The organism is Ktedonobacter racemifer DSM 44963, assembly GCF_000178855.1.
Classification (GTDB): Bacteria; Chloroflexota; Ktedonobacteria; order Ktedonobacterales; family Ktedonobacteraceae; genus Ktedonobacter; species Ktedonobacter racemifer.
Genome location: NZ_ADVG01000004.1, coordinates 802,716 through 815,083, shown reverse-complemented (window position 1 = coordinate 815,083; position 12,368 = coordinate 802,716). Strand labels below are relative to the sequence as shown.

Genomic DNA, 12,368 nt, shown 5'->3' with positions numbered 1-12,368 from the left:
TCGCCTCGACGCGAAAGAGCCGGGTACGCTGAATGCTTTTAGTGAAGCAGTTTACTTATCGCGGGCAGAGCTTCCCAGTGCCCCCAGACCTTGCATAAAGTAGCGCTGAGCGACGAAGAAGATGATCAATGGCGGCAACATGTAGAGCAAGTTAGACGCCATATACAGATTCCACTTTGTCGTTGCGACGCCCGCGAAGGCCCCGGAGAGGGTTGCCATACCCAGCGACAATGTCCATTTGTCATCGGAGTAGAGATAGACCAGGGGATTGAGATAGTCGTTCCATGAGGATGTGAAGGCCATAATGATCATCGTGATCCAGACCGGGCGTGTGAGCGGGACCATAATTTGAGTAAAGATGGTCCAGTGATTCGCACCATCCAGGCGTGCGGCCTCGTCGAGCGAGGTGGGAATGCTCATATAATACTGGCGTGCCAGGAAGATGAAGAGCGGATTACCCAGGCATGATGGCACGATGAGTGGTAGCCAGGTATCATACCAGCCGATGTCGGAATACATATGGAAGAGTGGAATCAGGCCCACAATGCCAGGCAACATCATACTTCCCACAAACAGGTAGAACCAGAGTTTGCGTCCAGGGAAGTGAATGCGTGAGAGACCATAGCCCACGAGCATGGAACTGATGACTGAGCCAGAGGTGCTCAACACACTCACGACAACGGTGTTAGAGAAGAGGCGAGCAAAGTTGATGCTCTCTGGTCCCAGGATAAAGTTCTCAAAGTGGAACTCTTTGGGCCAGAACTCGGGTGGGATGTGATAGATATCGTTATTGCTCTTTAAAGCGACAGTAATCATCCATAGCAATGGAAGAAGCATCGCGGCTGAGAGGCCAATGACGACGATGTACCAGATGATATTGCCACTTATCTTGTCATACCTGACCTCCCGTTTGGCCTCGGGGGTCACATGATCGTTTCTATTGATGCTCAAGCTCATACATTCAACCCCTTTTTGAGCGTAAAAAGCCTCTTACAATGTGTGCAGTGCATGTGTATACATTGCTAAATGTGTGTACAATCCGTGATTGTTTGCGCTTTTAGAGAGAGCGCTTTTAATCTACGCTATTTTCTTCATACACCCACATTGATGAAAAGCGGAAAGTGAAGATCGTTACAAGCATGATGAAGAAGAACAGTATCCAGACCTCTGCTGTGGCATAGCCAACCTGCGGGAATTGGCTGATACTACCGAAGCCAGTGTGATAGATATGTACCATCAGTACTTCGGTTGAGAAGCCGGGACCGGGAAGGATGCTGAACTGGTTGAACGCCTGTAACGCGCCAAAGATTTGCAGAATGAGCTGTAAGAAGATGATGGGACTGATCATAGGGAGGGTTGTATGCCAGAAGAGCTTGATTGAACCCGCGCCATCGATCTTTGCCGCCTCGTAAATCTCCTTGGGAACCGCCTGGAGGCCAGCAAGAAAGATAATCATCGTGCTGCCAATGCCCCAGAGGCCGACAATTACGATGGAGGGAAGCGCCATGGTGTAGCTGGAGAGCCAGGTGCTCGTGGGCAAGTGCAGAAAGCTCAAAACCTGGTTTGCCAGGCCGATTTGCGGATTGTAGATAAACTTCCACAGCGTCAAGGTCGCGACCGCGGGAAGAATGGCAGGCAGATACATGGCCGTGCGAAATAGCTTGATGCCCGGCAGGTTACGGTTGAGCAGTACTGCTAGTAACAGGCCCAAAATCAGCGACGAGGGAACGCTCAGCAGGGCGAAGAGGCCCGTGGCTTTAAGCGTGGGAATGAACGATGGGTCTTTGGTAAAGATATAGATATAGTTTTTCAGGCCGACGAAAACCGGGTTTGTGACGCCATCCCACTTTGTCAATGAATAGTACACTGAAGTCACGAGTGGGTACAGGACAAAGACCGCGAAACCAATGATAGCGGGGAGAATAAAGAGATAACCCGCCAGAGTCTCTCTCCCATTCCAGCGTCTACGACGTAGAGCGCTTTGCCTGCCTCCCTGCTTCTGTGGAGCTTTCTTTGCTTGTTGCTGCGTCGCAATAGCATCGTCTCGCACGCCTGCTGTTTCCTGGTGAACGCTCATATCCAAGTTGATCACCTCTTTGAATCAGCGCAATAACAATTCTAAATCACAACACTACAGGTGTATCATGCATTGATCACCCTGATACTTTACAATCTTATGCCATTCTGGTTTAATAGTAATGACAACGATGTCATCAAGCGTTTATACGCTCTACTACATGTTTGACAACGATGTCATTACTGTACCATGCAAATGACATCGTTGTCAAGAGGTTGAAGAAGAAATTTTAGGTTATACTTATAGATAAAAAGCGGATCCGGAGGATTTGCGGTGAGTAACGAGCAGACAGAACTCTCTCTGTCAGAGAAACAACTGGCGAGCCAGGAAGGCACCAACCTCCCTCTCACTTCTTTAGAGCCTCTGCATACTGAGGGAAATAAGTTGCGGCCAACCATGCAAGACGTGGCGGAGATGGCGGGTGTCAGCCTCAAGACCGTTTCGCGTGTGGTGAATAAGGAGGCGAGTGTAACCCAGGCCACGCGGGAGCGGGTCGAGGCCGTCATCAAATCGCTTGGTTTCAGGCGCAACGACCTGGCACGTAACCTGCGCCAGGGCCAGACCTCCTCTACCATTGGCCTGGTCATCGAAGATATCGCCAACCCCTTCTATTCCCAGCTTGCGCAGGGTGTTGAGTATGTCGCGAGGCGTTATAATCATATGCTTATCCTCAGTAACTCGGAAGAGAATTCGCAGCGTGAGCGCGAGCAGGTGAGTGCGCTCTCTCATCGCCGGGTTGCAGGCTTGCTAATCGTTCCTGCTGGCTCCGACCACTCCTACCTGAAGAGCGAAATGGAGCGAGGGACACCGGTGATTTTTGTGGACCGTCCACCGGCGAATCTGGATGTGGATATGATCTTGCTGGACAGCTATGGGGGCTCCTATACGGCTGTGAAGCATCTCTTGTGCCAGGGGCATCGGCGTATTGGCCTGATCTGTGGTGATCCATCCGTCTATACAGGCTCAGGGCGCGTCGCGGCCTATCGTACTGCGCTGGCTGACTGGGGAATTATCCTTGAAGACGACCTGCTCTGCTTTGGCTGCGATGACGCTGAGAAGGCGGCGGCGGCAACACAGCGCCTGTTGAGCCTTCCGCATCCACCAACCGCGGTCTTTACTACCAGTAACCGTATTAGCGTCGCGGTGCTGCGTGCCCTGCGTGGCGTCACGCGTCGCCTGGCGTTTGTCGGCTTCGACGATTTCGAGCTAGCGGATATGTTGCCAACGCCAGTTACGGTGATCGCACATGATGCCGCGGAGATGGGGCGCCAGGCGGCAGAGCTGCTCTTCGCGCGTATCCAGGGCGACGAGCGCCCAACCCAGCGCGTGATCATTCCCACCAGGCTTATCATGCGTGGCTCCGGCGAAATTCCTCCTGAAGGCTAGCTCCTGAGCTTTAGGAAGGCGAAGGCAGGACGAGAGTATACTTGATACTTGCCTCCATGGAGGAGGAGGCGCGGCGGATATAGGCAGGATCCTGGTAGAGCTTGCTGAGCATGATCGCGCCCTCCATGGTGGCGATACAGGTTGTGATCCAGGTCTCTATATCGATGTCTGCGCGTAACTCCTGGCGCTCGATCCCTCGTATAATGATGCGCCGTAGCGTCTCCTGGAGCTTGTCCATGGCCTGGCGCGCCCGCGTACGTAAGATGGGGTTGGTATCATCCACCTCTACAGCCAAGTTTAGAATGGGGCAGCCTCCCTCCACTGGTGGATCTTCGATGATACCCTGAAAATACTTCAACAGGGCCAACAGGCGGTCAAGGGCATGTTTTTTCCCCAGAAGTGCCTGCCGCATGCTCTGTTCCAGCAGGGATAGGGAGTACTCGAAGGCTTCGAGTGCCAGTTGTTCTTTGTTGGAGAAGTGGTTATAGATGCCACCCTTTTCGAGACCGGTTGCGCGCATCAGGTCTGTAAGCGAGGAACCGACGTAGCCCTGTTGATTAAAAACGGGGGCCGCGCGGGCGAGGATCATTTTGCGCGTCTCACTCCCTTTACTCATTGTTTGCTCCTTCCTGGCATGTTCCTCACAGCCCTGGCAGCGTATCTGAACGTAGCAGGCCGTCAAAGAATTGCTTGACTAATGCTTGCTTCGCATTCTTGCCCAGGCGCGCGAGAAAGATATTAGCTGGGTGCATGCGAATATTTGGTTCAGAGGTCAGATATTCTGTGAAGCCATAGGCCGCGCAGAAGCGTTCCAGCATCTCGCGGTACCCGAAAGGCTCCAGCCCCAGGCTAGCCATATCCCAGTGCCAGTAGAGCCCCATCCCAAGTACGATGACTTCCTCATAGGCTGTCTCCGCAAAGACGAGCTGCATTAGCTGATGTGCGATGCCAAGCTGCCGCCAGTTGGAGCTGACCTCCAGGCCGATCTCATAGGCGGCCTCCAGATTTTGCCACCAGACGTCAACTGGGCAGAGGGCAATGTGTCCAACAATGGTGCCAGCCGGTGTATAGGCGATGGTGAGCATTGTATCCTCCCGCTCCGCGATCTGCAAGAGGAGCGCATGTTCATGCTCCGGCAGGCGCGTAAAGGCACGCATGCCACTATCCGGCTCAAGCTCTTGGATAAAGAGGGGCGAGCAGTGGGAGCGCAGGTAAATTGGCCCGGCAGCGGTCATGATTGTTTTTTGATGGGGCGAGGGAGATAGAACAGTGTTGCGCACAATTTTCTCCTTTATCGTGACTGCCATAGGCGGGAGAAGACTGGCAATAATCAGACCGATCGGTTTGTTTTTATGCCAAATTTTTAAGACCAATCGGTCTCAAGCCAAGTATACCTTGCGTACTTTTCTTCTGTCAAGAGTCTTCTGAAACTGCAATCAGGAACGACCTTATCCTCTTTTGACAGTACCATTAGAGGGTAATGACCATTACCATAAAGTGAAAGGATACTTTCTATGTCGGAGCAAATGCAAAAGCAGGATCTGCGAGAGCATATTCAGCGGGGCTATGGACAGTTGGTGGAGCTTGTAAGCTCTTTGAGTGAGGAGCAAGCGACAACGCCAGGAGTAAACGGGGCCTGGTCCGTTAAGGATAACCTGGCTCATCTTACGGTCTGGCAAAATTATACGCTAGCTTCGCTGCGAGTGATACCTACTGGTCAGAAACCGGACGCGCTCGCCCCTGGTTTGGAGACGGAGGATGAGATCAACGAACATTTCTATCAGCAGAACAAGGATCGCTCTCTGAAGGAGGTGCTCGCCAATCTACAGGAGGGATACCATGGCGTGCTCGACGCGCTTGAGGGCTTGAGTGAGCAGTCCTTAAACGAGCCTTTCCCCTGGCGCAAACAAGGCAATGTAGTCTGGGAGTCCATCGCTGGCAATACCTATGAGCACTATGAAGAGCATCGTGCCAATGTCTTACACTGGCTGGCCAGCGCCTCAACGAATTAAATCGCCCCGTATCAAGCTACTTCGGGTAGTAGATGTGGTGCGTGCTGGCGGCCACAGGCCGCCAGCACGCACCACATCTACTATCTAGGCGAGCGCCACAGGCGCGAGTTGCAGATTACAGGCCCTGCCAGTTGTACGTAGTATCGGGAGTGATGCCTGGAGAGTTGTAGGCCAGGGTAATCAAAGCGTGAGCGTTCAGGGGGACCGAGTTGATATCGCCGTTATATTGTTTGCCGTTTACGTAGACGATCCAGCCGCTGGTCTGGCTGAGCTGGGCGGGATACTGCAATTCGGGGAAGCGCCCATGCCAGATCTGGAAGAAGTCGCCCAATGCATACGTCTTGGTCTTTGGCGACTCAATATGAAGGATGCCCGAAGTATCGTGGGTATGGAGCCAGTAAATACAGGAGTTGTCGCTGGCAATGCCAATAGATTGAGGAACTTGGACCTGCTGCCCATTGATATAGATGGATAGATGGGCATGGATATGGTAGTCGAGCTGTTCGTTGCCCTGGCAAGCGATCCCATTAACGGAGGGATACAAGGGGTTGTCGCTGGTATTCGTATTGCTGGCAGCGGTTGCTGTTGCGGAGGTGCTGGAGGAGTTGGCGGCCTGGGCAGGCTTCCATAATGTCCAGGTGACGCCACCAATTGCCAGGAGGGCCACAACAATAACAGCGGCAATGATAATGTTCCGGTTGCGCCTGGCGCGTAGTTGCTTCTCTCTCTCGAGGCGCTGTCTCTCACGGCGCTCTTGCTGACGCTGGCTCTTTGTAGGGAGGTGGGTGGTTTGTTTCGGCATGTACTTCTCTCGTCCTCATGCAATACTTGTGAGTATTTCCTGTCTAAATATCTTCATACTTACAAGCTACAACGTTATATACTTCCGATAGTATATAGCATATGTAAACCCATGTTTACGTCTACTTCTTCTGGAAAAATCCCGGGCGCGTTCGCGCCTGGGATTTTTCCAGAAGAAGTAATTAGCTTTCCGATAAAAAAGAGCAACTGTGGCGTTTACTTCTCATACAACAATCCCTGTAGAAAATCACAGACGCTGGATTTTTCCGTGGCCGGTTTCATTCACGCCTGTATCGAAAGGCATCTATGCAAGATAAGCATCATGTATTCGACCCATCACAGTCGATGGGAGAGAGAAAGCAGCCGATTTCTCTTGTGGCTCAGCTTTTGCAAGCAACGGTTACCATGCATCACGTAGATGAAGTGTTGCTCTGGTTGTCGGACAAGATTGGACAGTATTTAGGCATACCTGTGGTCCAGTTCTGGACAATGCAATTGGATCGTAGTGGAGAGTTGCATGCTGAGGTGCGTGCGAGCGCGAGCCAGCTCCCATCTTTACCGCAACAGGCGACAATAAATCAGTATATGGTATCTGTGGTAGATCGTCTCTTGCTGGAGCAACATGGTATAGCATCTCTCCCTGTTGCAGATGTTTTTTCTCCTGTACTGGCCTCCTTCTTGACCCGCTATGGCTTACAATATTGGGCTGGATATTTTTTGCAGCATGAGATGCTGCTCCCTCCCGCGAGGAGCGATTCGGAGGTAAAGCAGAGTCCCACGCCTCTTACTGTAATTGTTTCATTCTTCTCACAATCTTCTCTCTCGAAAGAGCAGGAGCGCGCCATCGCCTTTATTTTAGAGCAGGCCTTGCGTATTTTGATCAATCGCCGCTTTCTTGCCGCTCCTGATGCTCTCTTGTCGCCAACTCCCGATAAGCAGTCAAGGAAGTCTTTTTCAGGTCTGACGCTCGCAGATATTGTGCCCCGACGCGCACAAGACCTGGAGGCGTTTCAGGCGGATAACCCATTCGCGAACGCAGCGATCCTTGCGGACAAGAACGCCAGGCGTCTCTATGCGGCAATTGATGGGCGCAAGACTATGGCCGACCTCATGAAAGGCCTCGCTTTTGGACCACAAGAGGGTGCTGAGGCATTTCGCTATTTACTCAATCAGCAGAAAATTCAGCTCTCAACGCTGGACGAAAAGCCTCTCGAGAGTTTTTCTATTATCGATTCACTGTTCTAGAAACGCGAAAAACATGTTAGTCAAGGGAAATAGTATATGATCAGTCAAATTGCAAATTTGATGTCTATTCCAATTGGCAGGTAGAACCCCGCTAACCGGTGGCTGAGCACAGGACCCCCTTGCGTAGCCGAACCAGCGGCCGAAGGCGAGCAGGCTCGGCTACAGAAAGCGGCTCACGTGCCTGTTTCTTTCGCCGTCCTCGTTGCTTGGGTTCAACCCATGCAGGAGGAGCCACTTTGTAGTGCAAGAGTTCGCTTATGCTCCAGATATGATCAGTCAGCCCAGCCGCCATGGCAGGCGTGCAGGCTCTGCCCTCATGGACTGGCTTGCCGAGCTCATGATGCGGCCAACAGAAGTTATAGGTCGTCCCAAGCAGGTACATTCCCGTTTCCAGTGGACGCAGGTGGCGAGCGCTTTGACGACATTTGCGCGTCAAGGTGGCAAGCCGCTGGCGCATGGTGGCATTCAAGCGCTCAATAAAAGCCGTGTTGAGCACATTGCCTCCTTGTGACTGCTGGAGGAGCCGCTCGGCCTCCTCTTGTGAGCCATGCGACATCTTACGCGTGACCTCGACCACCCGTTTCTTCTGCGTCCGCTTGATGACCGTCCCAATATGCAACTCTGACCAAACGACCAAGCGAGCGCGTCCTCGCCCTGGCATCGCTTTCACCTTTTCACGAAAGGCTCGCTTGATACTGCCCGGATACGCGCACCAGCCATCAGTCAAGACCAGCAGCGCTTTCAAGGGCTCTGCACAGCGTCGTACCTGTTGCAAGAGCCGATCAGCCAGGGCGCGATCACGGGTACGTGAGACGGTCCCGGCCACCCACAGACGTGTCTTGACCATGATGGCCAGACCCATCCAAGCGACCATCTTGCAGCCTTTGACGCGGATCTCATCGGCCTGCACATGTTGCAGATCCAATTGGGCGGTCTCAACGATGTCTTGATGGACCTGTTGGCAATGGATTCCGGCTCGATCTCGCCAACTGGCCACGGTGCGTTCATCGAGGCCGAAGGCATGAACGATGGCTTGAAGCGGACAGCCATACGAGAGCAGCGTCACCACAATGACAATGAGCTCGGTTGGCTTGCGCAGTCCCTCAAGCATGGTTCCTCGGCGCGCGCTGAAGGTTTTGCGACAACGCGTACAGCGATAGCGCTCTCGCTTGCGATCATGAATGACGATGTTGCCTGCCCCGATTTGCCCTCTTGCGCAACACATCGAATGAGGGCAAAATTGTTTCGATGGCTCCATTGAGGGAAATATGGTCTTTTGCATATCCATATCTTGTCAATGGAGCCTAATTTTTGCAAGCCTCTCCCACTTTCACCAGTTAATGGAGTCCTACCAATTGGCACTGTCTGCTTCATTATTTCTTTGAGAGCTTTTTACGTCTACAGGCTCTCTCGTAGTGATATGCTCTTTGTGCTGGGGCTTGCTATGGCCTCTATTTCTTTGGCCACATTTGTGGGTACCGTTGGCGAGGCGCATATTGGGGGCAACACATTCGCGACGGATTGGGCGAGATCGTTTGGCGCGTGTGGTGGGGGTCTCTTTATCTTTCTAAGTTCTCTGGTGAAGTCCCATGACCAGATGCAGCAGCTTAAACGTTGGCAGGTAGTTGAGATGGCGCTCTTCCTTATTGTGATACTTTTAACGCCATTCTACCCATCGGTTCCCGGACCCCAGGTATCCCTGGCGCTCAATGCCTGCCGCATGATTATCTATACCTGCGCTTTCGTCCGGTATGCCACACTTTATGTGTCAAAATCTACCCGTTTTAGCTTGATCATGAGCCTTGGTTTTCTGGTGTTGGTGATTGGCTATGCATTCAACATTCCGGGCGTACTTCAATCAAAGCTCGGCTTTATGACGATTATCGCGGCATCGGTGCGTATCATTGCATATGTAACTCTCTTAGTGGCCTATTCAATCGGGTGAGTGAAAAGAAAGAAAAGGGGATACCCCTTCGACCCCACCAGGGGGATTCCCCCTGGACCCCTTTTTCCGGAGGTTGAGTGGAAAGAAAGAAAAAGGGGACCCAGAGGGCTTCCCCCCCCTGGATCCCCTTTTTCCGGTTTGGCTGCTGTTGGTGAGAATGCCTGTGTAGTAGAGAATGATCTAGGAAATGAGGGGAGACATATGTGTAGAAATATCAAGGCGCTCTTTAACTTTGAGCCGCCGGCGACTGAAGAAGAAATTCGCCAGGCGGCTTTACAATTTGTGCGCAAGGTTAGCGGTTATAATAAGCCATCGCAGGCCAATGAAGCTGCCTTCAATGCCGCCGTGGCTGAGATAGCAGCCATCACCAGTACGCTCCTTGATTCATTGGAGACACACGCTTCACCAAAGAATCGCGAGGAAGAGGCCGCTAAAGCGCGCGCGCGCCGTGCATAATCAATTTGCCTAGGGTCGCGCCATCAGGGTGCGACCCAAACCTGGATGGTGCCGTCTCCTCCACCAGAGGCGATGTGCTTGCCACTGGGCGACCAGGCCAGAACCTGTGTGGGGGCCGCATGGGAAAAGGTGAAGAGCCTGAGGTTTGTCTTGGTATCCCATACCTCGGCCTTTGCATTCTTACCGCTATAGGCGAAACGTGTCCCATTGGGTGACCAGGCGACGACGGAGATGGGAGCAGCATAACGATAGCTGAGCACCTCCCGGTTGGTCGCCGTGTCCCACATCTGTACCATCCCATCGTCTCTGCCGCAGCCAACACGTGAGCTATTGAGGATACTCGCTGAAAAGCTTGATCCAAGAGACAAAGACGAATAGACCCTTGGCGACCAGTCAACGCTTGTAACCCTTGCTGGATACCCTTGATGGCGCGTAATGTTTGTTCCTGTGAAGGCATCCCAGACCTGTACCGAACGATCATCGCCACCGGAGACGATGCGGTAATCACGTCCAGGGGCCGGCGAAGCCTCATCGGGGAACCAGGCCAACATGTTGACACTGCCAGCATGCCCTTGATAGATAGTAATGAGTCGACCCGTCATCGCATCCCACACATGTACTCTGCCGTCACTTGCGGCGGACGCGAGAAAGAATTGCCCAGGCGACCAGGCAATAGCATTGACTGTGTTCCCCAGATGTCCACGATAGGAGGCTATCAGGCGATTAGTGGCGAAATCCCAGACCTGGATATGTGCATCAGCTCCAACCATGGCAATTCGCGTTCTATCAGGCGACCAGGCAACGAGATCGATGACATTGGAATGATTATTGTAAATATTAATCGTGGAACCTGTCATGGCATTCCAGATGTGGACAGTCTTCTCATGGCTGGCGGAAACAATGCGTGTACCATCGGGTGACCACGAGAGAGAGCGTACGCCCTGGAGATGCCCGCGATAGTTGCAGAGAACCGTTCCTATAGGCTCGACTGGTCTGGCTGGTCTCTGAGGAGGCAGGATGGAAGGAGGCGGGGGCGTCGTATTTTTTACCACGGCGGGAACGGGTTCCTCGAAAAAAGGGGGGGGCGCAACTGCCTGGCTCTTGCCGCCCTCCAGACTTCCCTGCTCAGGAGCGAAAGCCCCATACTGGCTGGTAGGAGTAAGTGCCTGGTAGCGACTGGCTTGTTCCAGGGTGAGTGCAAACTCTCGTACACTGCGGAAGCGCTTCTCCGGGATCTTCTCCAACACCTTCATGACGACCTGCTCGACGGCCGGGGCAATGGTAGGTACCTTTTTGCGTAATGGGGGTGGCGGGGCAATAAGGTGCTGTGAGAGCACTTCTGTTGGCGAACCATTGAATGGGCGTTCGCCGGTGATCCACTCGTAAGTGATGATGCCCAAAGCATATTGATCACTGGCTTGTAGCGGATGACCTTGTAGTTGTTCCGGCGCCATGTATACCAGGGTTCCTGCCACATCCTCTATATTTTCGTCTTTAAATGTCTTTATCATCATCGCAATACCAAAGTCGCTCAGAAGGACTTCATTGCGTCTCCCCAGCAGCATATTCTCTGGCTTTACATCGCGGTGAATCAACTTTTCATCGTGCGCATATTGTAAGGCTTCGGCTATCTGTTTCACATAAGCAACCACGGTTGGCAGTGGGAGAGGGATGCCTTTGGCATGCCGTTGACGAAGTGTGCCATTGGGCGCGTATTCCATGACGAGAAAGGGCGTATTGCCTTCTATACCAAAGTCCAGGACGCGCACGATATTTGGGTGCACCAGGCGCGCGATGGTGCGAGCCTCGGTGCGAAACCACTCGACCGGGTCGCTTGTCAGTTGTGTATCGAGCACTTTGATCGCGGCCTGTGTGCCGAGATAGATGTGCTCTCCTAGATAAACCTGGGCAAAGGCTCCATCTCCTACAAGACGTGTGAGTTGGTAATTGCCGAGCTGCTGCCCAATATAATCAGTCATGTTACATGCGCTCCCTGGAAATACCTATAGCCCCTATTGCTCTTTACTACTAACGGTTAGCATATCATAAAGCGCGCCAAAATAGAATGCTCGCTCCTTTGTTATTTTAAGGTTGTACCTTGGCTTGCTGATAAGGTAAGGCAACAGAAAAGGTCGAGCCTTCTCCTTTGCGGCTCTCCATTCGCATTTGTCCCTGGTGCCGCGCGACAATTTCGCTGGAGATATATAAACCGATACCTAGCCCTGGAAAGGTTTGCTCTTCGGGGCCCGTGACGCGATAGAAGCGCTCAAAGATTCTCTTATGGTGGGCTATGTCGATGCCGATGCCAAAATCTTGAATATGGATGAGGGCGTGCGTCTACATATAACGATCATTATATGTAGACGCACGCCCTGCCGTGCCACCTTCAGGTGGTGCCCTTTGTGGGTATTTAGCAGCGTGGAATCACGCCGTTTTGTGTCTCTAC

The 12,368-nt window shown here is 52.6% G+C and carries 13 protein-coding genes; 5 read left to right on the top strand and 8 right to left on the bottom strand.

The genetic code is table 11. The annotated features are described in order from the left end of the window. Positions 1–51: 51 nt before the first annotated feature. A complete protein-coding gene (locus KRAC_RS45260) occupies positions 52–957 on the bottom strand; it encodes a carbohydrate ABC transporter permease (RefSeq protein ID WP_007918884.1) in 906 nt (301 codons plus the stop codon). Positions 958–1,072: 115 nt separating this feature from the next. Further along, complete coding sequence (locus KRAC_RS45255; protein WP_007918879.1) at positions 1,073–2,077, bottom strand: carbohydrate ABC transporter permease; 1,005 nt, start codon at positions 2,075–2,077, stop codon at positions 1,073–1,075. Positions 2,078–2,350: 273 nt separating this feature from the next. On the opposite strand from KRAC_RS45255, the gene KRAC_RS45250 reads away from it, so the two are divergent. Continuing rightward, complete coding sequence (locus KRAC_RS45250) at positions 2,351–3,463, top strand: LacI family DNA-binding transcriptional regulator (protein WP_007918878.1); 1,113 nt, start codon at positions 2,351–2,353, stop codon at positions 3,461–3,463. A 10-nt stretch (positions 3,464–3,473) separates the two neighbouring features. Here the strand turns inward: KRAC_RS45250 and KRAC_RS45245 are convergent, their stop codons facing one another. Further along, positions 3,474–4,079, bottom strand: a complete 606-nt coding sequence (locus tag KRAC_RS45245) for a TetR/AcrR family transcriptional regulator (protein WP_007918877.1) — start codon at positions 4,077–4,079, stop codon at positions 3,474–3,476. Between the two features lie 25 nt (positions 4,080–4,104). Further along, complete coding sequence (locus tag KRAC_RS63845; RefSeq protein ID WP_007918875.1) at positions 4,105–4,743, bottom strand: GNAT family N-acetyltransferase; 639 nt, start codon at positions 4,741–4,743, stop codon at positions 4,105–4,107. Positions 4,744–4,977: 234 nt separating this feature from the next. Here KRAC_RS63845 and KRAC_RS45235 point away from each other — a divergent pair, with 234 nt between their 5' ends. Then, positions 4,978–5,475 (top strand): ClbS/DfsB family four-helix bundle protein, encoded by a 498-nt coding sequence (locus tag KRAC_RS45235; protein ID WP_007918874.1) that lies wholly within the window; start codon positions 4,978–4,980, stop codon positions 5,473–5,475. Between the two features lie 115 nt (positions 5,476–5,590). Here the strand turns inward: KRAC_RS45235 and KRAC_RS63840 are convergent, their stop codons facing one another. Further along, entirely contained in the window at positions 5,591–6,277 is a 687-nt protein-coding gene (locus tag KRAC_RS63840) for a hypothetical protein (RefSeq protein ID WP_007918872.1), read from the bottom strand. Positions 6,278–6,582: 305 nt separating this feature from the next. Between KRAC_RS63840 and KRAC_RS45225 the strand changes: the two genes are divergently transcribed. After that, positions 6,583–7,521, top strand: coding sequence for a hypothetical protein (locus KRAC_RS45225; RefSeq protein WP_007918871.1), 939 nt, complete (start codon positions 6,583–6,585; stop codon positions 7,519–7,521). 91 nt (positions 7,522–7,612) lie between these two features. Here the strand turns inward: KRAC_RS45225 and KRAC_RS45220 are convergent, their stop codons facing one another. After that, positions 7,613–8,809, bottom strand: coding sequence for a hypothetical protein (locus tag KRAC_RS45220; protein ID WP_007905179.1), 1,197 nt, complete (start codon positions 8,807–8,809; stop codon positions 7,613–7,615). A gap of 156 nt (positions 8,810–8,965) precedes the next feature. On the opposite strand from KRAC_RS45220, the gene KRAC_RS45215 reads away from it, so the two are divergent. Together KRAC_RS45215 and KRAC_RS45210 are read left to right on the top strand one after the other, a co-directional pair. Next, a complete protein-coding gene (locus tag KRAC_RS45215; RefSeq protein WP_157507907.1) occupies positions 8,966–9,466 on the top strand; it encodes a hypothetical protein in 501 nt (166 codons plus the stop codon). Between the two features lie 201 nt (positions 9,467–9,667). After that, positions 9,668–9,922, top strand: coding sequence for a DUF2277 domain-containing protein (locus KRAC_RS45210; RefSeq protein WP_007918868.1), 255 nt, complete (start codon positions 9,668–9,670; stop codon positions 9,920–9,922). Positions 9,923–9,945: 23 nt separating this feature from the next. On the opposite strand, the gene KRAC_RS63835 is transcribed toward KRAC_RS45210, so the two are convergent. Beyond that, positions 9,946–11,901 carry a serine/threonine-protein kinase gene (locus KRAC_RS63835; RefSeq protein WP_007918865.1) on the bottom strand — a complete coding sequence of 652 codons (1,956 nt, stop codon included), beginning with the start codon at positions 11,899–11,901 and terminating at the stop codon, positions 9,946–9,948. A 106-nt stretch (positions 11,902–12,007) separates the two neighbouring features. Further along, positions 12,008–12,241 carry an ATP-binding protein gene (locus KRAC_RS80285; protein ID WP_420795874.1) on the bottom strand — a complete coding sequence of 78 codons (234 nt, stop codon included), beginning with the start codon at positions 12,239–12,241 and terminating at the stop codon, positions 12,008–12,010. Positions 12,242–12,368 lie beyond the last annotated feature (127 nt).

Bases quoted from the DNA above. Each gene is read 5' to 3' on its own strand.
- KRAC_RS45260 (WP_007918884.1), bottom strand. From the start codon at position 957: ATGAGCTTGAGCATCAATAGAAACGATCATGTGACCCCCGAGGCCAAA.
- KRAC_RS45255 (WP_007918879.1), bottom strand. From the start codon at position 2,077: ATGAGCGTTCACCAGGAAACAGCAGGCGTGCGAGACGATGCTATTGCG.
- KRAC_RS45245 (WP_007918877.1), bottom strand. From the start codon at position 4,079: ATGAGTAAAGGGAGTGAGACGCGCAAAATGATCCTCGCCCGCGCGGCC.
- KRAC_RS45235 (WP_007918874.1), top strand. From the start codon at position 4,978: ATGTCGGAGCAAATGCAAAAGCAGGATCTGCGAGAGCATATTCAGCGG.
- KRAC_RS63840 (WP_007918872.1), bottom strand. From the start codon at position 6,277: ATGCCGAAACAAACCACCCACCTCCCTACAAAGAGCCAGCGTCAGCAA.
- KRAC_RS45225 (WP_007918871.1), top strand. From the start codon at position 6,583: ATGCAAGATAAGCATCATGTATTCGACCCATCACAGTCGATGGGAGAG.
- KRAC_RS45220 (WP_007905179.1), bottom strand. From the start codon at position 8,809: ATGGATATGCAAAAGACCATATTTCCCTCAATGGAGCCATCGAAACAA.
- KRAC_RS45215 (WP_157507907.1), top strand. From the start codon at position 8,966: ATGGCCTCTATTTCTTTGGCCACATTTGTGGGTACCGTTGGCGAGGCG.
- KRAC_RS45210 (WP_007918868.1), top strand. From the start codon at position 9,668: ATGTGTAGAAATATCAAGGCGCTCTTTAACTTTGAGCCGCCGGCGACT.
- KRAC_RS63835 (WP_007918865.1), bottom strand. From the start codon at position 11,901: ATGACTGATTATATTGGGCAGCAGCTCGGCAATTACCAACTCACACGT.